Here is a 21,572-nt window from a genome sequence, read left to right on the forward strand (position 1 = left end):
CCGGATGGCAGTTCTCCAGAATCATAAAGCACGTTTTCTTTGATCCCGAAGAAACGCTGTGCCAGCATGCAGGCAGGTATCTGGCTCGGAGCCTTCGCTCCACACAGTAGCGGCACTGTCAAGGATTCGCACCTTGTTCCCTGTTGGTCTTCCCCCGAAGCCTGTGCTCCATCAGGAAGAACCTGCATGGCATGACTTTACCATACAGATTTCTATCGGTCAATGGGCGGTCAATGAAGGCAAACGATCATTTCAGGCAAAAAACGCCCCGGAAGCATGGATGTTTTCCATGCTCCGGGGCACTTGATGCTGCTGATCTTATGAGTCCTGCCGGTCCCGCCTTTACAGTCCGAGTTCGCGCACCCACTTCTCGATGTCTTCCTTGTCCGGCTTTCCGTTCAGAAGCTTTGCAGGAAGGATCTTCGCTGCGCCTTTGACGTTCTGGTCAAAGTCCTTGTCCACCATCGAAGCCTTGGAGCCGCCGGATGTGCAGAACGGAATGATCGTCTTGCCGGCCAGATCCAGTCCGTCAAAGAAGGTGAAGACTGCCTTGGGCGTCATCCCCCACCAGATCGGGAACCCGACAAAGACAACGTCATACTTTCCTGCATCCTCAAGGCTCTTTGCAAGTGCCGGACGTGCGCTGTCGTCGTGCATCTCCTGGTTTGACCTGGAGCTTCTGTCCGTCCAGTCAAGGTCATCGTCGGTATACGGAACCTTCGGAGCAATCTCGAACAGGTCGCCGCCGGTCACCTCCGCAACCGTCTCTGCCACCTGCTTTGTTCCGCCATCCGTTGAAAAATAGGAAACCAGGACTTTCGTTGGCGCCTTTTCCGGTTCTGTCAGATTCTTCTCCCAGAGACCGTGCAGATTGCAGTACGCATAGACAGAAACCGCTTCGTCCCCTTCCGCCATCAGAAATACAGCCTTCGGTTCGTCTCCCGGATTCAGATAACGAAGCTGTCTGCCAAAGCTTGTCTCAAGACAGATAAACGCAATATGGTGCTCTTCCGTCATCGGGTGAAGTGTGCTTCCGACCTGAACGGTGACCTTGTTTCCGTCGACTGTCACCGCCGGAACATGCTTCTCAACCGCCGCATCTGTCGTATTCGGTTCAAGAAGCGTCATCGGCTCCCCGCAGCACTTCGGTGTGCAGGCTGTCTTCTCGCCGATGAATGCCACGAAGTTTCCGCATCCGCCGCAGCGGTAAAACTGTGTTTTCCCCATAATCTCAAGCCTTTCCGGAAATGTACTTTCCTCAACGATATGTCCGTCAATGGTTACTAAAGAGTATAGCATGAATAGGTCACCCTGACATGCCCATTTTTACCTGTCTCGTCCCTCCAGATGATACTGGACCCGGTTCATGACCATGTCAACCGCCACCTGGTTCATACCGCCCTCCGGAATGATCACATCCGCATAACGCTTGGAAGGCTCCACAAAGGCCTCGTGCATCGGCTTGACGGTCTGAAGGTACTGACTGATGACACTGTCAAGACTTCTCCCTCTCTCCTTGACATCCCGGACGATTCGTCTGAGGATTCGTTCATCCGCGTCTGCATCCACAAACAGCTTGATATCCATCAGATCTCTGAGCGCCTTTGAATGAAAAATCAGGATGCCCTCCACAATGATGACTCTAGTCGGCCGGACAATCAGGGTCTGATCAGACCGGTCATAAATCGTGTAGTCGTAAAGCGGGCACTCGATCGTCTCGCCGCGCTTCAGTCTGGCAAGATCCTCAATCATCCGGTCCGTGTCAAATGCATCAGGGTGGTCATAATTCAGCCGTACCCGCTCGTCATATGTCAGGTCATGATGTGCTTTGTAGTAATTATCGTGGTACAGGACCGTGACTTCACTTCCAAAGCGTTCGGCGATCTTTCGGGTGATCGTCGTCTTGCCGCTCCCTGTCCCGCCGGCAATCCCGATCACAATGATATCCCTGCCTCCAGCGGTCTTCGTATCTGCAGCCATCCCTTTCCACCTTTCCTCCAGCTTTGCCCGCCATCGTTCATCCCGCTTCGGTCAGATTGCCGCACCGGCACCGTCCTCTGTCAGCTGAACGCTCCGGATCACGGTTCCGTCAATCTCCTTCAGCGTAAAAACATCGTCCTTGAGCGTGGCATATCCCTGCACGCTGCCTCCCTTCGGGATCGAGACTGAACCGGGGTTCAGGATCCAGTGTCCATCTATATAATCTGTCCTCGGCACGTGGGTGTGCCCATGCAGAAGGATATCCCCGTTCTTCATCGGCGGAAGGTGTTTCTCGTTGAAGATATGTCCGTGGGTACAGAAGATCATCTGGCTGCCGAGCGGGATCAGGCAATAATCAGCAAGCACCGGAAATTCCAGCACCATCTGATCCACCTCTGCCTCACAGTTTCCGCGGACACAGTACAGCTCATCCTTCAGCGGATTCAGCATGGCGATGACATCCTTCGGCGCATAGTCCCTCGGAAGATCATTTCTTGGCCCATGATAGAGAATGTCGCCGAGAAGAAGCATGCGCGGGGCCCCTTCCCGCTCCCTGGCTTCCAGCAGCTTTCTGCAGTAATAGGCCGAACCGTGGATGTCTGATGCTACAAGCAGTTTCATGTTCCCTTTCCTTTCTTACAGCTGGTTTCTTCGTCCGTACATCTTTGCAAGTCCGCCCTCGGAGGTTTCGCGGAAACGCCGGTTGATGCTCTTTCCTGTCTCATACATGGTTCTGACCGCGATGTCAAACGAAATCCGCTGGGTATCGGACAGGAAGAAGGACAGATTGCAGCAGTTCATCGCCCGCATGGCCGCGACCGCATTCCGCTCAATGCAGGGCACCTGGACAAGGCCGAGAATCGGGTCGCAGGTCAGCCCCAGATGATGCTCGAGTGCAATCTCAGCGGCATACTGGATCTGGTTCGTGGACAGACCATACAGGTAATCAAGACCGGCCGCCGCCATCGCGCAGGCGGAACCAATCTCCGCCTGACAGCCGCATTCTGCCCCGGAAATGGAGGCATTGTGCTTGATCAGGTTTCCGATCAGTCCGGCCACCGCAAGTCCCTTCACCATCTCTTCATCCGAAAGATTCCGGCGCTTCTGGACATACAGAAATGCTGCCGGTACAACCCCGCAGGCTCCGCAGGTTGGTGCCGTCACAACCGTCCCGCAGTCCGCATTCTGTTCTGCCGTCGCGTAGGCATAGGCAGAGATCAGACGGCATTCCTCTACCTGGGGATGAAAGTGTTCCATCTCGAAATCATACAGCTTCATGGCCTTCCGTTCAACCTTGAGCGGTCCCGGAAGATACCCTTCTGTCTCAAGGCCTTCCTTGATCGTCTGTTTCATCTGGTTCCAGACGCCTGCAAGAAATTCCCTGATTCCGGGTTTCTCTGTGAGAAATACATACTCAGCCAGATCGAGACTCCTGAACCGGCAGAATTCCTCCACTTCCGCAAATGAATTCTCCGGATACACCTCCTCTTCCTCCGGCTCCTGCCTGCCCTCGATCCGGATATCACCGCCGCCGATCGATGCCGCACGCATCCGGCCGATCTCCTTTCCCTCTTTCAAGGCAAAAAAGTCGAGCGTATTTGGGTGTGTCATTCCCTCCGGGATTTCATCAGAAAAGAGGACCTCAACCTTCGCCGGCGCAAGCACCTCGTAAAGGACCCGGTCTGTCCCATGTCCTTTTCCGGTTTTGCTCAGCGATCCATACAGATTAACCCTGTACTGATCCGCATCCGGATGCTCCGCCTTGAATATTCTGGCAGCTCTCTCCGGACCCATCGTATGAGAGCTGGAGGGCCCTTTTCCGATTTTATAGATTTCACGTATGGACTGCATATTCTTATTCTTCTCCAATCAGCAAAGAACCCCTGGCGGCATCTGAATACAAAAACCATAAGCCGCCAGAGGTACCGATCATTCCTGTGTCCTCAGCTCTTCAAACCCGCCTGTCCTCAGACCTCTCCGGTCCGGATGGATGCCTGCGCCGCCGACAGCCGTGCGATCGGCACGCGGAACGGCGAGCACGACACATAGTCCAGCCCGATCCGGTCGCAGAACTCGATGGAGGACGGATCCCCGCCATGCTCCCCGCAGATTCCGCAGTGCAGATTCGGGTTTACATCCTTTCCGAGCTTCATCGCCATCTCCATCAGCTTGCCGACACCATTCTGGTCCAGCTTCGCGAACGGGTCGTTCTCGAAGATCTTCGCGTCGTAGTAGGCCTGGAGGAACTTTCCGGCGTCATCGCGCGAGAAGCCGTAGGTCATCTGCGTCAGGTCGTTCGTCCCGAAGCAGAAGAAGTCCGCGTCCTTCGCGATCTCGTCCGCGGTCAGCGCCGCACGCGGAATCTCGATCATCGTTCCGACCTCGTACTGCATGGCAATTCCGCTCTTCGCGATCTCCTCGTCAGCCGTCTTCACCACGATCCTCTTGACATAAAGGAACTCCTTGTTGTCTCCGACAAGCGGGATCATGATCTCCGGCTTCACGGTCCAGTCCGGATGGCGCTTCTGGACGGCGATCGCCGCGCGGATCACCGCGAGTGTCTGCATCTTGGAGATCTCCGGGTAGGTGACATCCAGACGCACCCCTCTGTGTCCCATCATCGGGTTGAACTCATGCAGCGAATTGATCAGAGACTTGATCTCGTCCACAGTCTTGTGCTTGGCATCCGCCAGCTTTCGGATATCCGCCTCCTCGGTCGGCACAAACTCATGCAGCGGCGGATCCAGGAAGCGGATCGTGACCGGCGCACCCTCCAGCGCCTCGTAGAGCTTCTCGAAATCGCTCTGCTGGACAGGCAGGATCTTCGCCAGTGCCTGCTCTCTCTCCTCCACCGTGTCGGAGCAGATCATCTCGCGGAATGCCTCGATCCGGTCCTTCTCAAAGAACATATGCTCGGTCCTGCACAGACCGATGCCCTCGGCGCCAAGCTCATGCGCACGCTTTGCGTCGGCCGGCGTGTCCGCATTCGTGCGGACCTTCATCCTCCTGTACTTGTCCGCCCAGCCCATGATACGGCCGAACTCTCCGACAATCTGTGCCTCCACAGTCGGGATGACGCCCTCATAGATCTTTCCCGTGGAGCCGTTTGCGGAAATCCAGTCTCCTTCATGGAAGGTATGGCCGTCGATCGTGAAGCAGCGGTTGTCCTCATCCATGTCGATTGCGGAGACACCCGAGACACAGCAGGTGCCCATGCCTCTCGCGACGACAGCCGCATGGGAGGTCATCCCGCCCCGGACCGTGATGATGCCCTGCGCGCTCTTCATGCCCTCGATATCCTCCGGGGAGGTCTCAAGGCGGACAAGCACGACCTTCTTGCCCCTGCTCTTCCAGGTCTTTGCGTCCTCCGCCGTGAAGACGATCTGCCCGCAGGCAGCGCCCGGGGAAGCCGGGAGACCGGTTGCGATCGGATCCGCCTTCGCCAGGTAAGCCGGGTCGAACTGCGGATGGAGCAGGGAGTCCAGGTTCCTCGGATCGATCATCAGCACAGCCTGCTTCTCATCGATCATGCCCTCGTCCACAAGGTCGCAGGCAATCTTCAGGGCAGCCTTTGCCGTGCGCTTTCCATTGCGGGTCTGCAGCATGTACAGATGCTTGTCCTCGATTGTGAACTCCATGTCCTGCATGTCCTTGTAATGATTCTCAAGGGTTCTGCAGATTCCTGTGAACTGATCGTAGACCTCCGGCATCAGCTCCTTCAGCCGGTCGATCTTCTGAGGAGTCCGGATGCCTGCGACGACATCCTCGCCCTGCGCATTCAGGAGGAACTCGCCCATCAGACGCTTCTCGCCGGTCGCCGGGTCCCTCGTGAAGGCGACGCCCGTTCCGGAGGTGTCGCCCATGTTTCCGAACGCCATCATCTGGACGTTGACAGCCGTCCCCCAGGAGTACGGAATGTCGTTGTCCCTTCTGTATACATTCGCACGCGGATTATCCCAGGAGCGGAAGACCGCCTTGATTGCCTCGACCAGCTGTTCCTTCGGGTCATCCGGGAAGTCCTTCCCGAGCTTTTCCCTGTACTCCGCCTTGAACTCATCCGCCAGCTCGTGCAGATCATCCGCGTCCAGCTCGATGTCCTGCGTCACGCCCTTTCTGGCCTTCATCTGGTCGATCAGCTCCTCAAAATACTTCTTGCCGACCTCCATGACCACATCCGAGAACATCTGGATGAATCTTCTGTAGCAGTCCCATGCCCATCTGGGATTCCCGCTTTTCTTCGAAAGAACGCCTACAACATCCTCGTTCAGTCCCAGGTTCAGGATCGTGTCCATCATGCCCGGCATGGAAGCACGCGCTCCTGAACGGACAGAGACAAGGAGCGGGTTCTCCCGGTCGCCGAACTTCTTCCCGGTGATCTCCTCCATCTTTGCGATGCCGCCCTTGATCTGCTCCATGATGTCGTCGCCGATCTGGCGTCCGTCATCATAGTAGCGCGTGCAGGCCTCCGTCGTGATCGTGAAACCCTGCGGCACCGGCAGTCCGAGGCCCGTCATCTCCGCAAGCCCGGCTCCCTTGCCTCCGAGAAGGTTCCGCATCCCTGCGTTGCCTTCCGAGAACATGTAAACATACTTCTTCTCCATAACCAACCTTCCTCCTGTTGTGACTGCTGTCTCCGCTCCTTCCGAAGCCGCCAGCTCTAATACAATTCTGTCCGTGCTGCGCTTCCCTGAGGCCGGGACAAATGATGAGACTGCCATGCAGCTGAAATTCATTCTGCCGAATACAGGTTTGAAACAGATGTGTATATGCGCAGATTGTATCTTTCATTCCGCTGCTCATCAGGCATATTATACAATTATGGTTTGTTTTTGTCTATTCACATCATCATATTTGACAATATTCGCCTTTCCGCATGAAAAAAAGAGCCGGAGGTCTGTCTCCGGCTCTTTCGTGTCTCAATATTTAGAAATCCAGTCCTCTGTCAGAAGTCAAACTTACCGCCGAACCAGGATTCCAGCTCACTGATCGGTACCCGGACCTGCTCCATGCTGTCCCTGTCACGGATCGTGACGGACTGATCCGTCTCTGAATCGAAATCGTATGTGATGCAGAACGGCGTTCCGATCTCATCCTGTCTTCTGTAACGCTTCCCGATCGCCCCGCGGTCGTCAAACTCACAGTTGTACTTCCTTGCCAGCTGATCCCGAAGCTTCATCGCCGGTTCGGAAAGTTTCTTGGAAAGCGGAAGCACACCGATCTTGACCGGAGCCAGCGCCGGGTGGAAATGAAGAACTGTTCTCACATCGTTCTTCTCCGCATCGAGCACCTCCTCATCGTACGCTGCGCAGAGGAATGCCAGAACAACACGGTCTGCGCCGAGGGACGGTTCGATGACATACGGCAGGTACTTCTTGCCGCTCTTCTCATCAAAATAGGTCATATCCTGGCCGGAAACCTCCTGATGACGTCCCAGATCATAATCGGTTCTGTCAGCAATACCCCACAGCTCGCCCCAGCCGAACGGGAACAGGAACTCGATGTCGGTCGTGCCCTTTGAATAAAAGGCCAGCTCTGCCTTGTCATGATCGCGCAGACGAAGCTCATCCTCCGGAATTCCGAGGGTGGTCAGCCAGTTCTTGCAGAACGATCTCCAGTACTCAAACCACTCCAGATCCGTCCCTGGTTCGCAGAAGAACTCCATCTCCATCTGCTCGAATTCACGGGTACGGAATGTGAAGTTGCCCGGCGTGATTTCATTTCTGAAAGACTTCCCGATCTGGCCGATTCCAAACGGGATCTTCTTTCTGGACGTCCGCTGAACATTCTTGAAGTTGACGAAGATTCCCTGAGCAGTCTCCGGGCGCAGATAAACCGTATTCTTCGCATCCTCCGTCACGCCCTGGAATGTCTTGAACATCAGGTTGAACTGACGGATATCTGTGAAGTTGTGCTTGCCGCAGGACGGGCACGGGACATTGTGATCATCGATGAACTGCTTCATCTCCGCCTGGCTCATTGCGTCCACGCTCTTCTGAAGCGTGATGCCTTCCTTTTTGCAGAAATCCTCGATCAGCTGATCTGCGCGGAAACGCTCGTGGCATTCCTTGCAGTCCATCAGCGGATCTGAAAACCCGCCAAGATGGCCCGACGCCACCCAGGTCTGAGGATTCATCAGGATCGCGCAGTCGACACCAACGTTGTACTCGCTCTCCTGGATGAACTTTCTCCACCAGGCTCTCTTGACATTGTTCTTCAGCTCAACACCGAGGTTTCCGTAATCCCAGGTGTTTGCCAGTCCGCCGTAAATCTCAGAGCCCGGATAAACAAAGCCTCTGTTTTTCGCCAGTGCAACGATTTTGTCCATCGTCTTTTCCATCGTCTTGTGCTCCTTATTGTTGGTTTTATAATTCCCGGAAACCCGGAAAAGAAGCCGTTCAGGTTGACTGCTCGGCATCTTCTTCATAAATGATGTACATCAGCTGCTGCGTCTTTGCCGCCGGCTCCGCTTCCTCCGTCTCGCCCTCCGTCCCATAGTAGACCGCGTTTGAGGGAAGCACAAGACCGGTCTCGGCTGCCGCATCTGACTCCTCCTGCTGCCTCGGCTGCGCTACATGAGAATTGACCATCTCCGCATTCACACTCAGATACCGGATCTGACCGGGAACCTGGACAACATGATCGGCCACTGTCACCGCGGCGCTGTACTCCTTATGGGAGAGCGCTTCATCCGACGGGACGCCCTGATCTGACAGGCTCGAGCCATTCACCTTCAGAAACGTATCTGGAAATGTGATTCCACTCATCTGAACGTCCAGCATCGAGCCGTCCGCGAATGAAACCTGGTTGTAGGATGCGTAGTCCTCCGGTGTCCGGTATACCAGCGTCAGGGTGACCTTCCCGTTCTCAGCCGAGTAAACCGGTACACTGATCGCATGGTCTCCATGTTCCGCATTGTAGGACTTGACCGACCGTGCAACCAGATCCTGCAGCTCATCTGCATTGTAATAATTCTGATCCAGCGTGTCGAAAATGGACTCCGTCACACTCCCGCCTGCCGATATCTGAAGAGAAGTCTGTGTCGGCTTCCAGTTCTTCCAGTCATCCCGCCCCACGACCTGATCCAGCACGCTGCATCCAGTCACAGCCAATGTCACACCCAGCACAAGAGCGCCTGCCATCAGGCTTTTTGCTTTCATTCACAGACTCCTTCCCCGAATAGTCTTCTGCATTATACAGTGCGGCGGTTAAATTTTCAATAAAGCATCAGGATTTCAGGCTTGACTTGTCATATCCCAGATTCTTCAGAATCAGCGGATTGTCCCTCCAGTCCTTTCTCACTTTCACAAACAGCTTCAGATTGACCTGCGCCCCGACCATGTCCTCGATTGCAATCCTGGCTCCTGTGCCGATCCGCTTCAGCATTGAGCCGCCTTTCCCGATAATCATCCCCTTGTGAGATTCCTTCTCGGTGATCACGGCCGCCTCGATATCCCAGATCGTGTCCGGATTCTCATAGACCTTCTCCGGATCCTTCGGCGCGTTTCTGCGTGTACGCTCCTTCATGGACAGAATCTGGACAGCGATGCCATGCGGAACCTCATCGCTCAGACACCTCAGTGCCTTCTCCCTGATCATCTCCGCGGCAATCTGCCGCATCGTCTGGTCTGTGACTTCATCCTCGTCAAAGTATTTCGGACCTTCCGGAAGATGCCGGAAGATCTCATCCAGCAGGGAATCCAGATTCATGCTCTTCATCGCGGAGACCGGAATAATCTCCTCGAACGGATAGAGCTTCCTGTACTTCTCCATAAAGACGGCAAGATCCTTCTTCTCAACCGTGTCAATCTTGTTCATGACCAGAATCACCGGTCTGTGGACTGCCTTCAGCTTCCCGGCGATGTACCGCTCACCCTCCCCGGAAAAATCACTCGCATCCACCAGCCAGAGGATAACATCAGCCTCCGTCAGCGTCTGAAGTGCCACGTCATCCATAAACTCGCCGAGCCGGTTCTTTGCGCGGTGAATGCCCGGCGTATCAAGAAAGACAATCTGACCGGTTTCGGACGTATAGATCGTCCGGATCTGATTGCGGGTTGTCTGCGGCTTTCCGGATGTGATCGCAATCTTTTGTCCGACCAGATGGTTCATCAGCGTGGATTTTCCGACATTCGGTCTTCCGACAATTGCCACAAATCCTGACCGGAACTTTTTCTCTGCCATGAGGCCCTCCATCTTAATGAATGTTTGTCACAGAATCCAGAATTTCGAGGGAACGGAACGTCCTGTCGATCAGCTTTCCCCTGATGTTATCCTGCTTTTTTTCAATCTCTCCCAGGACCTCATCAGAGACCCTGAATGCAAAGAGCCTCTGAAGAGGCGCGGAGATCATGTACCAGAACGCATACCGGGCGCCCTTTGAAAGACTCTCATCCTTCACCACGTCCTGTGGGAACTCTCCTCCCTGCACCATCAGGCGGACTTCATAGGCGTAGCGCACCGCCCGGTTGTCAAGCGCCGGGTTCTCCAGGGCAAGGAGCGCCGCATACAGCAGGTTCAGCATCTGTGTTCCGTCCATGTTTTCCTGCGCATAATACGCAGCGAACTCCATGAAGTAGAGTCCGTAGTAAGCCCCTTCAAAGTCCGTCTTCAGTTCATCAAAGTAGTTCGTGATGTCTGCTCCGACACAGGTGTACGCACTCCTGCCCTCATACAGATGAAAGGTTCCGAAGGAAAACGGGACTGTCGCTGCAAGCAGACTGCTGTTTGGTTTTCGTGCAGATCGCGCAAAGGCCGTGATTTTTCCACGCTCTTTTGTCAGCAGAACGATCCGCCTGTCATATTCCCCGGATGGCGCCGCGAGGAGCACCATCCCCTGAAGATCTATTCCGCTCATGTTCCTCCGCTATTCTGCGCCAGCCTGCTGTCTCAGCAAAATACCCCGCGCCGCAGATCAGCCTCTGTCAGGGCCGCCCGGCGGCATTTCACGAAAGCGTCTCCGTACTTTTGAAAAGCGCCTTGCTTTCGTCAATCTTGCTCTCAGACCCGATCACACACAGCGCTCCTCCTGAGAGAGCCTCCCTCATCAGCGGTGCCAGCGCCCGGATATCCGATGGCTGTGCGGCCAGAACCTCATTTCTCTCCTGCTGCACCTGTTCATACGTCAGCCCGGAAATGAACGCGTTCATGGAACGGGTCCCGGCAATCCGCGGGGTCAGCGGTGTGTCAAAATCCGATATGGTTCCGATCACAAACTTTGTCATATCGCGCTCTGACGCATAGAATGTCTCCAGGTATTCCGGGATCCCCTCATAGATGCGAAGCGTATTGCGCAGGTGCGGATCCCTGTAGGAATAGAAGACCGCTGTCCCGCTCCTGGTGAAGGAACCGCCGCAGCCATAAGCGCCGCCAACGACTCTCAGATTCTGCCACAGGTAGTCGTAGTTCATGATCACTTTCAGAACACTGAGCGCTCCGGTTGCCTTGTCAGCGGAGAAGCGTCCGCCCTCGGCCACATACTGAATTTTTCCGGGCGTCCGGAAACCTTCATTCTTTTTCTCCGTCTCAAATCCTTCCAGACAGCTGAACGGCATGCTCTGGCCTGCCGGCTTCCCGGTGCATTCTCCATCCCCAAGCTGCCCCGACAGTTTCCGCAATCCCGCCAGAATCTGACTTGTGTAGACGTCTCTTCCGGTATAGCTCGTCAGCATCCTGTCCTTTTTCAGAATGCTCCCCAGCAGACGCTCAAGTGTCTGACAAAGCCCCGGATAGCGTTCGTCAAAATGCTCTTCCAGGTCACAGACAACATGATAGAGGCTGATGCCGCCTATCCCGTCATTGAAAACACCTGCAGGCGAGAAATAGGAGAGGCATCTCTGCGCCGCCGTCGCATGTCCCGACGAAGTCAGCTGGACAGACAGACGGGACCGCAGTTTCTGAATGATTTCGCGCATCCGTTTCCGATCGCTGAACTTCGATGTCAGAAGAATCTCGCCGGTTATTTCGAGCGCAAAATCGATCTCATCCGGAAGAGTGGCAATCTGCATGCCAAATGCACCCTTGATCAGATCGGCATCAACCGGATCGGTGAACAGCGATACGCCTGGCGTGACACCGCCCGTTCTCCGTCCGATTTCTGTTGCCAGCTCCTTGTAGGAATAGTGCTCTGTATCAACCTCACCCAGCACATTTCGAAGGATTCCAAGATATGGAAGATCCTCCTGCCGGATCCCGGCCAGATCAAACAGAACCGTGACATACACAATCCCATTCGTCTGATAGTCATGGCGGATGAGCCGGATGCCATCTCTGCTCTCATCGATGTTGGAGAAGGGTCTGGCGCTTCTGCCCAGATCCGACCTCTTCAGGATCGGAATTTTCTCCAGCTCCTCCTGGGTCGAAGGCGTCTCCTGGAACGTTCTGAGCGCCTTCGTTCCCCGGATCAGGTCTTCTATCTGATCTCCGGACAATGAAGCCTTCAGTTCCGCGAGTTTTTTCTCAGTCGTTTCCTCCACCTTCTGCGTCAGGCCGCGCTCAGGCTTCATCGAGACATAGCTGGTATGCGGATTATCCATGAGATACCTCCGGATCAGCTCTTCAAAATAACCGGTCCCGATCCGCTCGCGCAGCGCTTTGAAGACCGCCTGCTGTCTGAGATACTCAAACGGCTTCTCCTCATCGTACAGCCAGCTGTCAAAGACATTGATCGAGTAGATGAGGCCCTTCGGGAATCCGCCATAGTCCGCCTCGCGATACCGGAACTCCATGGAATTGATGGAAGCCTCGATCTCCTTCGGGCTCAGACCTTTCTTCGAAATCGTCTCCAGCGTGCTGGCAATCATCTCCTCAAAGCGTACACTGTCGGACTCATCGGCATTCTTCGCCGTGATGGAGAAGACAGGCTGCCGGATCGAGGAGTCGAAGGAGCCGTAGACATCCGTTCCGATCCCTGCATCCAGGAGCGCCATTTTCAGCGGTGCGCCCGGAGCCTCCAGCAGAACATCCTCCAGGACATCCATCGCGACGCAAAGCATCGAGTCGGTGCTCTGGCCGATCACCGTATTGCGCGTCAGATAAGTGTGCTTTTCCAGTGGCTCCTCCGCCCCGACCGGATATGCTTCTGTCAGATGGATGGGGGCCGTGAACGGCTTCTGAAGCATCACCTCCGACGATACCTCTGTCCGTTCAAAGCGGGACAGATAGGCCTCGTCCAGGTAGTTCAGCCTTTCCTCAAAATCCATATCGCCGTACAGGTAGATGTACGAGTTGGACGGATGATAATACGTCCTGTGGAAATTCAGGAACTGCTCGTATGTGAGCTCCGGAATATGTTCCGGCATGCCGCCCGAATCCACTCCGTAGGTTGTATCCGGGAAAAGGGAGTTCATGACAAGCCGGTCGCAGACATCATCCGGCGACGAATAGGCGCCCTTCATCTCATTGTAGACAACCCCGTTGTAGACGATCGGATCCTCCGGCTTTTCGATCTGGAAGCTCCAGCCCTCCTGCCGGAAGATGTTCTCATTTTTGTAAATATTCGGATAGAATACCGCGTCCAGGTAGACATCCATCAGATTTTTGAAGTCGGTGTCATTCGTGCTGGCCACCGGGAACATCGTCTTGTCCGGATAGGTCATCGCATTCAGAAATGTGTTCATGGATCCCTTCACAAGCTCGACAAACGGGTCCTTGGACGGATATTTCCGGCTTCCGCACAGAACCGTATGCTCAATGATGTGTGCCTCACCGCAGGAATCCTTCGGCGTTGTACGGAACACGATGTTAAATACCTTGTTGTCATCGCTGTTCGCAATGAGCATCACCCGTGCACCGCTTTTTACATGCTCAAGGATATACCCCTCCGACCCGATATCGGAGAGCGTCTCCTTTCTGATCAATCGATATGTATCTGGGATCTGGAACCTCATCTGATCTGTTAAGTCCTTTCTGAAATATCATTTGTACTGCTTTTAATGGTTCATCCAGCCGCCATCCGGAGTCTGCTTTCTTCTTTTATCGTCTCCTGCCTCTTGCCCTGGATCTGGCGATCCTGTCTCTCAGCTTCCTGCTTCGTCTGTGCGCTTTTCCAAACAGAATCGCCGCTCCGACCACAAGCACAGCAGCGATCACAATCACGCACTGGAGAAAGAATCCATCCGGAAGGATCAGAATCACCGGATCACTGGCAGGATCAAACATCCAGTAATTGTTTCTGAAAAAGATCTTGTGGAAGGTGAGAAAGACCTTGCTCCAGTTCATATAGGCCAGCCCTCCGAGGAGGACCGGGATGAGGATGGTCAAGGTCCCGGCGGCCCTGAGATACCGGTATCTCAGGCTGTGCCTGTGTACAACCGCGGAGAGGATCGTCAGAAAACCGCTCACAGCACAGAGCACCTGCACTGCATCAAAGATACGCTTGCAGTCCGCAAAATGGATCTTTCCGCCCTGTGACATCGCAAAGTCGGGCAGCGACAGAACCGGTGTGCGGTTCCACAGGTACATATAGGAAACCATTGCGTGGTAATTCTTCCGGATGACTTCCGCGCTTTTTCCGGAAACCTTCTCCAGCCCCATCAGCCGGATATCCGCCCAGTAAAGCGGCTCCATGTAGAGGGTAAAGACAACCGAGAAGCTGATCAGAAACAATGTCAGAACCAGTGTCCAGAAGAGTCCCTTCAGAAATATTGCCTTGCGTTCTTGTCTCATATCCTTCTTTCCCTGATCAATCATTCGGTTTGATATAGAATCTGCCGGATACCTGATCTGTCTTGATGACATTGATGAAGGCGGCCGGGTCGACCTCCTTCAGATCCTTCAGAACCATCTTCAGCTCAGGGGTCGAGATGACCGAGTAGATCATGGTGCGCTCCTGCTTCCGGTAGGTACCGAAGACATGCATCTCCGTCACGCCGTGCCGGACATCTGAATTCAGGCACCGGACGACCTCATCCGGCTTATCCGTCACAATGAAGAGCGTGTTCTTTTTGTATCGGTTGTTCAGTGTATGGATGACCTGGGTGGACGCGAACTGGAAGATAATCGAATACAGCGCCTTGTCCCAGCCGAACAGCAGGCCCGCACAGCACAAAATCACCGCGTTAAATCCCAGAACATAATTGAACCCGTCCATCGAATACCGCTCTGACAGGTAAATGGCGACAAAGTCCGTTCCGCCTGTCGTCGCTCCGGCCAGCAGCGCCATCGAGATTGCAGCCCCGTTGATAATCCCGCCGAAGATGGAAATCAGGAGGGTATCATAGGTAATCGTTGTCGTCGGCAGAAGTTCCGTCAGGATTGTGACAACTCCGATTGTGATGCAGGAATAGGCTGTGAACTTTTTCCCGATCTTCCGGACTGCCAGCAGGATTGGAAATGCATTCAGGGCAAGGTACAGTCGGCCATAGGGAACATCCATTCCGAAAAACCGCTGAAAAATTCCCTGAACCAGCACCGTCAGCCCTGCGATACCGCCCGGCAGAAGCCCGCCCGTATGTACAAATGTCCGCAGATTCACTGCCATCACAGTTCCAGCGGCAATACAGACGAATATCCGCTGCACATCTCTGATTGTAAAAAAACGTTCCTCTTTCGTTCTCACAGACCAGCCTCGCCTTCTCTACTGAAATAGACTCATTATAGCAAAACACCTCCCGCACGGCAACGATGGAAACAGCATCATCGGAACCCATCCCCTCTCCATGAAGACGGGAATATGCGGGAAAGCTGCCGGAAAACTGTAGGAAAACTGCCGGAAAACAGCAAGAAGGGCTCCGGACTCCCGGAACCCTTCTTGCTGTTTCATTTTAAATTTAGCTGCCTTCCGTATTTTTGCAGGTATCCTCTCAGATCCGCTTTCGGCGCCTTGCGCTCACAGACGGATGAAGGCTGTCTTTCCTTCTATCTTTGCATGCTTTCTGCTGCCGTCCGGAAGGACAGCCTCAAAAGCCGCACCTTCCATTTCCCTGTCCAGTTCGAGCCGCACTTCGCCATTCTCCAGAATGGCTTTTGCGCTCAGAACTGTCTTTCCGCTCTCATCCGGCACCTCGCAGAAAGCAATGGCTCCATCCTTCGGCAGATAATAACGGAACGTCACACCGTCTGTATAGTCATAGTCCGGACGATCGTCATGGCTGCCGATTGCAAGAAGGCTGTTCTCCCGCACGAAGACCGGGAAATCCAGGTAGCTGTACTTTTTCCGGTGCCACTTTCCGCCCTCGAGCACCTCGGAGTCGAGAAGAGAGATCCATTTCCCGTCAGGGAGATAGCATTCTCCAATGCTCTGGTCATTGAAGATCGGCGCAACCAGGATGCTCTCACCGAACATGTACTGGAGATCCAGATACTGGCAGGCACGGTCATCCGGATACGCAAACGGCATCGGCCTGCAGACCGGTGTTCCCTTCTCATGTGCAATCGCCGCCATCCGGTAGATATACGGCATCAGCCTGCACTTCAGCCTGCTGAATGTGCGCACAACATCGACCGACTCCTCATCAAAAATCCACGGGACGCGGTAGGTGTCAGAGCCATGAAGACGTGAATGGGTAGAGAACATGCCAAACTGCACCCAGCGCTTGTACAGGTCCGGCGTTGCCGTCGATTCAAACCCGGAGATATCGTGGCTCCAGAATGCGAACCCGGACATTGCGAAAGACAGTCCGGCATGGAGCGTCTCCGCCATCGAGGCGTATGAGGCAAAGCAGTCTCCTCCCCAGTGGACCGGGAACTGCTGGCTTCCGGCCGTTGCGGAGCGGGCAAACAGAACGGCCTGGTTCTTGCCTCTTTCCTCCTCGATTGTCCGGAACACCGTGCGATTGTAGAGGAAGGTATAGTAGTTGTGCATATCGACCGGATTGCTTCCGTCGTGGTATACGACATCCACCGGAATCCGCTCACCGAAGTCTGTCTTGATCGCATCGACGCCTGTCTGAAGAAGCTCCCTGATCTTTCCGGCAAACCAAGCCGCAGCATCCGGGTTTGTAAAGTCTACAATTGCCATTCCCGGCTGCCAGTTGTCCACCTGCTTGACGCCCTTCCCGTCTGCACGCATCAGGAAATACCCCTTCTCTACGCCTTCACGGAACATGTCCGTGTTCTGAGCGACATAAGGGTTTGTCCAGCAGCAGACCTTCAGTCCCTTTTTATGGTACTTGTCGATGATCCGCTTCGGATCCGGAAACGCCACCGGATCCCAGACAAAGTCGCACCAGTGAAGCCCTCTGAGCCAGTAACAGTCAAAGTGAAATACGGAAAATGGAATATCCCGCTGCTGCATGCCCTCCACCAGAGCATCCGTGGTCTTCTCGTCATAGCTCGGCTTGAAGGAGGTCGAGAGCCACAGCCCGAAGCTCCACTCAGGCGGAAGCGCCGGACGCCCCGTCAGTTTTGTATAGACATCAATGATATCCGCAGGTGTCCTGCCGTAGATCACGTGAAAGCGAAGCTGCTCTCCCGGAACAGAAAAACCGACATATTCCACTTTTTCAGAATTAATCTCATAGGAGACCTGACCTGCATGGTCCACAAACACGCCATAGTGCTCGGACGTCATGTAGAATGGGATATTCTTATAGCTGACAGAGCTGGAGGTTCCGCCGTCCTCATTCCACATATCCACCACCTGCCCGTTCTTGACAAATGGTGTAAAGCGCTCACCGAGACCATAGACGGTCTCTCCCGGCTTGACCGACAATTCTGCTTCCATATACGGCGCATAATCCTGCGCAAAATAATCCGGAACCATGCTCAGCTTCGTCGGCTGTTTGTTCACCCTGAAGTAAGCGAGATTACGGAAACCACATGAGGTCAGCAGCCGTCCATCTGCCTCAAACCGGACATTCCAGTCCTTCCGGCTCACCCTGACCTTCATGTCCCCTGCCGTCAGAACCGTTTCATCCTGAAGCTCTTCCACCTCGACGTCGTCCGGTTCTGTATGGAGTTCGAAGCGCGGCTCCTTCTCATCATACGCCATGAAATGAGAGGCCCTCACCTCGATGTCGTTGTGGGAGCTGCTGACAATATCGACATACAGCACGGTAATGTCCAGTGAATCTGCCCGGCTTCTGATCGGCCGCTCCGGCGCCGCAATCCGGATTCCATGCGGAATTCGTTCGATTGTATATGCCTGCGATGCATAGCTTGCCTGTACACACTCCTTGCGGAGCCAGTACCCTTCGGTAAACTTCATGTTGTCTTCTCCTCTAATCTGTCACTGTCTGCTGAATGGCTCTGTCCGATCCGCCACGCCCACATATTACTCCGCACGGGCCGCCTTCTGGTGGTGTCTGCTGCAGTTCTGTCATCGGCTGTCTGGCAGTCTCACATTCTCATAGATGAGTCTGTTATGCCGCAGACAGGCCAAATCCCTGTCTGCGGCTATTAAAATGCTTTCTGTCTTTACTGTGCGTCTGGTCCGTCGATCGCCGCGCACTGCTCGTCGATCGTCTTGATGGTGTCTTCCTTCGATGTCGTTCCTGCTATGTAGGACTGCATCGCTTCACCGAATACCTGGTGGAAGGAATCCGTGGAATCGACAATTGCCAGCTCACCGGAGCCCTTCTCCTCAGCAAGCTTCTTGCCCTGCTCGATGATCACAAAATCGGATGCCTTGTCTGACTTGACAGGCGGGACGACCCCTGCCACGTCCGTGAACCATGCCTGGCCTTCATCAGAAGTATACCACCAGTTGATGAAATTCAGGACAGCCTGAAGATTCTTGGAATCCTTGTTGATTCTCAGTGCCTGGTCGGATCCGGAGATTACCTGCGCATCTTCTGCCTTGTCATCTACCGGATACCCTGCAAATCCGATCTTCAGATCCGGATTGATCTTTTTCAGGTCCGCTTCGACCCATGCGCCCTGCCCGAGCATAAAGGCGACTTTTCCGGAAGCAAATGCCTGCTCTTCACCGGCAAGATCCGTCTCAAGCGGCTTGTCATCCCCGTTCTTGACTGCATAGTCAATGAAGTCAAAGAAATTATCGCAGGCGATCGGATAATCCTTGAGGGACTTCTCTCCCTTCTGGATCGAGGAGACCAGGTCAGCCGCACTGATTCCGGCCGCCTTTGCCGCAGCGTCGACAAAGTGCTGTGCGACATGCTTGTAAACCCACCATTCCATGAACCCTGTCGTGAACGGGGTGTAGCCTGCGCTCTTGATCTTGTCGCATGCTGCCTTCAGCTCCTCCGTTGTTTCCGGAACCTTGTCAACACCGGCATCCTTGAGAACATCCTCATTATAGATCATGCCAAAATAGTTGCCCTTGATGGCGATGCCGTACATTCCGCCGCCTTCCTTCGCGGAAGCCATCGCGGACGCAACACCAGGATCGATCGTCTTCATCAGCGGCTGATCAGACAGATCAAGTGAATACTCCAGATAGGTATCGATCTCCTTTCCGGATGTGGAGGAAAAGATGTCCGGAACATCTCCTGAGTTGATCTTCGCCTTCAGAAGGGTCGGATAATCATTCTGGGTCGTCTCATAATTGATCGTGACATTCGGTGCCACCTTCTTGTAATCGTCGATCAGCGTGTTGATGGCATCCGCATACTCCGGCGAAGCGATGAACATATAAATCTCTCCGGAGTCCTGTGACGGGTCCACTGCCGCCTCTGTTCCTCCGGCTGCCTCTGTCTCCCCCGCGAATGCAGGAAGCGCGGCGACAGACGCCGCCATGGCTGCTGCCATGACCAGAGATACAAGTTTCTTTTTCATAAAGACACTCCTTTCTGCTTTGGGGTCCTCAGACCCGGTTTATATATGATTGATCAAGACAGATCTCTCTGCCTGTTTTCCCCGTCCGCATCGTTTTTCTGCTTTTCTGCTTTTCAGCCCTTCACCGCACCTGCCACAACGCCCTCGACGATGTATTTCTGAAGAAATATGAAGACAAGAATGGACGGAAAGACAGCCATGACCATGCCTGCCATCGCGTACTGCCACTGGGTGTTCATCTGTCCGACGAAGGTATATGCCGCCAGCACCAGTGTCTTCGTCTTGTTGTTCGAGTTGACCATCAGCAGCGGAAGCAGGAAATCATTCCAGATCCACATGACATCCAGCACGATGACTGTCACCGTCACCGACTTCAGAAGCGGAAAAATCACCATCCTGTATGTCTGCCAGGTTGTTGCGCCATCGACTGTCGCCGCTTCATCGAGATCTCTCGGAATGGTCGCCATGAAGTTATAGAAGATAAAGGTCGCCATCGGAATGCCGAATCCCCAGTACTGGATGCCCAGACCGATTCTCGAATTGTTCAGGTGGATGATGTTCATCGCCTTGAGCAGGGTAATCATGATGGTCTGGAACGGAATCAGCATCGGTGTGATCAGCAGCGTATAGATGAACTTTGTGTATTTTGTCCTCCTTCGGTCACAGATGTATGCCGAAAGAGAGGAAAAAAACACGATTCCGGCGATGCCGATGGCTGTGATCATCACATTGTTCCACAGAAGCCTGAAATACTGGATCTTCTCTCCGACATACAGATAATTTCCGAATGTCGGCTTCTTCGGAAGCGAGACCGGCGTCGCGATGACCTCCCCGAACGGCTTGACTGAATTCATGAACATCAGTACAACCGGATAGATATAGAGCAGTGCGATCACGGTCAGGATCACCACAAGGATGACATGTGACAGCCTCTGTCTGGTTTTCCGTCTCATCAGAGTGCGACCTCCTTTCTGGACATCATTTTCAAGGTCAGCTGCGTGATCACGAGGACAAAGACAAAGTACAGGATGGCCTGTGCGGATCCAAGGCCGTAATTGTTCCGCGTGAACGCCTCATTGTAGATGGACAGGGTCGCAGAATACGTCGACTGCCCCGGTCCACCTTTTGTCAGCGCCAGGATGATGTCAAAAACCTTCAGCCCGTTCGTGAGGGACATAAATACACAGGTCGTCATCGAGGGCCCGAGCAGCGGAACCGTCACTTTGAAGAAAGTCTGTCTTCTCGATGCGCCGTCCACATAGGCTGCTTCAATGATATCTTTCGGCACTGCCTGCAGGCCGGCGATATAGAGGACAATGTAAAATCCCAGAGACTGCCAGATTCCGACAATTGTGACGGACCAGAACGCCATGTCCGGATTCCCAAGCCAGGACAGATTCCAGAATCCCCAGCCGGTCAGTTCAAAGAACTTCTTGAATCCCGACGTGAAGATGAATTTCCAGATGAAGCCGACGATGGTCATCGACATGATATAGGGAATAAAAAACAAACCTCTGTAAAGATTCGCCAGCCGGAATCGTTTCGTCAGGGCAACAGCCAGCGCCAGCGCTGCGATATTCGAGACGATAACAAAGAAGAATGTATAGCGAATCGTGAACCACATCGCCGAAAGGAAGCTGTCGCTTCCGCTCAGGATGGTTTTGAAATTTTCCAGGCCGATGAAGACGGGCTGTTTCGCGATTCCATTCCATCTGGTCAGCGAATAGTACCCGCTCATCACGAACGGAATGTACATGACCATGCACACCAGGATGACAGCAGGAATCGTGAACAGGATATTTTCGAACCCTTTCTTTTTTTTCATGCTGCTTCGTTTCATTCCACGCTCCTTACCAGCCAGGCTAAACGCCTGAATTACTTGTTCTGACAAGATTATATCTTCGTTATATTGTCAATAA

16 protein-coding genes, 1 pseudogene and 1 riboswitch are annotated in these 21,572 nt (G+C 54.0%); all 17 genes and pseudogenes read right to left on the reverse strand.

Translation table 11 applies throughout. The annotated features are described in order from the left end of the window. Positions 1-54 precede the first annotated feature (54 nt). Positions 55-201, reverse strand: a riboswitch (cobalamin riboswitch). Between the two features lie 141 nt (positions 202-342). Next, the gene (locus ACTQ1N_RS00940) at positions 343-870 is read right to left on the reverse strand and encodes a flavodoxin (RefSeq protein ID WP_441953835.1); all 528 of its coding nucleotides are present in this window, start codon (positions 868-870) and stop codon (positions 343-345) included. Then, positions 853-1,227 (reverse strand): annotated as a pseudogene (locus ACTQ1N_RS00945) (desulfoferrodoxin family protein); the annotation flags it as partial. The gene ACTQ1N_RS00940 and the pseudogene ACTQ1N_RS00945, both read right to left, overlap by 18 nt. Before the next feature lie 99 nt (positions 1,228-1,326). Beyond that, positions 1,327-1,980, reverse strand: a complete 654-nt coding sequence (gene udk / locus ACTQ1N_RS00950; protein WP_441953738.1) for a uridine kinase — start codon at positions 1,978-1,980, stop codon at positions 1,327-1,329. Between the two features lie 51 nt (positions 1,981-2,031). Then, a complete protein-coding gene (gene yfcE / locus ACTQ1N_RS00955; protein WP_441953740.1) occupies positions 2,032-2,601 on the reverse strand; it encodes a phosphodiesterase in 570 nt (189 codons plus the stop codon). Positions 2,602-2,616: 15 nt separating this feature from the next. Next, positions 2,617-3,831, reverse strand: a complete 1,215-nt coding sequence (locus ACTQ1N_RS00960; RefSeq protein ID WP_441953742.1) for an L-serine ammonia-lyase, iron-sulfur-dependent, subunit alpha — start codon at positions 3,829-3,831, stop codon at positions 2,617-2,619. A 116-nt stretch (positions 3,832-3,947) separates the two neighbouring features. Next, positions 3,948-6,581 (reverse strand): pyruvate, phosphate dikinase, encoded by a 2,634-nt coding sequence (ppdK, locus tag ACTQ1N_RS00965; protein ID WP_441953744.1) that lies wholly within the window; start codon positions 6,579-6,581, stop codon positions 3,948-3,950. 341 nt (positions 6,582-6,922) lie between these two features. After that, on the reverse strand, positions 6,923-8,317 hold the full coding sequence (locus ACTQ1N_RS00970; RefSeq protein WP_441953746.1) for a glycine--tRNA ligase: 1,395 nt from the start codon (positions 8,315-8,317) through the stop codon (positions 6,923-6,925). Positions 8,318-8,375: 58 nt separating this feature from the next. After that, positions 8,376-9,137 carry a hypothetical protein gene (locus tag ACTQ1N_RS00975; protein ID WP_441953747.1) on the reverse strand — a complete coding sequence of 254 codons (762 nt, stop codon included), beginning with the start codon at positions 9,135-9,137 and terminating at the stop codon, positions 8,376-8,378. 67 nt (positions 9,138-9,204) lie between these two features. Next, positions 9,205-10,161 (reverse strand): GTPase Era, encoded by a 957-nt coding sequence (gene era, locus ACTQ1N_RS00980; RefSeq protein WP_441953749.1) that lies wholly within the window; start codon positions 10,159-10,161, stop codon positions 9,205-9,207. Positions 10,162-10,174: 13 nt separating this feature from the next. Then, entirely contained in the window at positions 10,175-10,834 is a 660-nt protein-coding gene (gene recO / locus ACTQ1N_RS00985) for a DNA repair protein RecO (protein WP_441953751.1), read from the reverse strand. 88 nt (positions 10,835-10,922) lie between these two features. Then, entirely contained in the window at positions 10,923-13,865 is a 2,943-nt protein-coding gene (locus tag ACTQ1N_RS00990) for an insulinase family protein (protein WP_441953753.1), read from the reverse strand. 85 nt (positions 13,866-13,950) lie between these two features. Beyond that, positions 13,951-14,643, reverse strand: coding sequence for a TIGR01906 family membrane protein (locus ACTQ1N_RS00995; RefSeq protein ID WP_441953754.1), 693 nt, complete (start codon positions 14,641-14,643; stop codon positions 13,951-13,953). 16 nt (positions 14,644-14,659) lie between these two features. Then, a complete protein-coding gene (locus ACTQ1N_RS01000) occupies positions 14,660-15,535 on the reverse strand; it encodes a YitT family protein (RefSeq protein ID WP_441953756.1) in 876 nt (291 codons plus the stop codon). Between the two features lie 270 nt (positions 15,536-15,805). Beyond that, positions 15,806-18,124 carry an alpha-xylosidase gene (yicI, locus tag ACTQ1N_RS01005; protein WP_441953758.1) on the reverse strand — a complete coding sequence of 773 codons (2,319 nt, stop codon included), beginning with the start codon at positions 18,122-18,124 and terminating at the stop codon, positions 15,806-15,808. A gap of 209 nt (positions 18,125-18,333) precedes the next feature. After that, entirely contained in the window at positions 18,334-19,653 is a 1,320-nt protein-coding gene (locus tag ACTQ1N_RS01010; protein ID WP_441953760.1) for an ABC transporter substrate-binding protein, read from the reverse strand. A gap of 113 nt (positions 19,654-19,766) precedes the next feature. Continuing rightward, positions 19,767-20,606 carry a carbohydrate ABC transporter permease gene (locus ACTQ1N_RS01015; protein ID WP_441953762.1) on the reverse strand — a complete coding sequence of 280 codons (840 nt, stop codon included), beginning with the start codon at positions 20,604-20,606 and terminating at the stop codon, positions 19,767-19,769. Beyond that, positions 20,606-21,493 (reverse strand): carbohydrate ABC transporter permease, encoded by an 888-nt coding sequence (locus ACTQ1N_RS01020; protein WP_441953764.1) that lies wholly within the window; start codon positions 21,491-21,493, stop codon positions 20,606-20,608. The genes ACTQ1N_RS01015 and ACTQ1N_RS01020 overlap by 1 nt, the downstream gene beginning before the upstream one ends. Positions 21,494-21,572 lie beyond the last annotated feature (79 nt).

Origin of the sequence: Porcincola sp. LCP21S3_C12 (assembly GCF_052118625.1) — a bacterium.
Lineage (GTDB): Bacteria > Bacillota > Clostridia > Lachnospirales > Lachnospiraceae > Porcincola.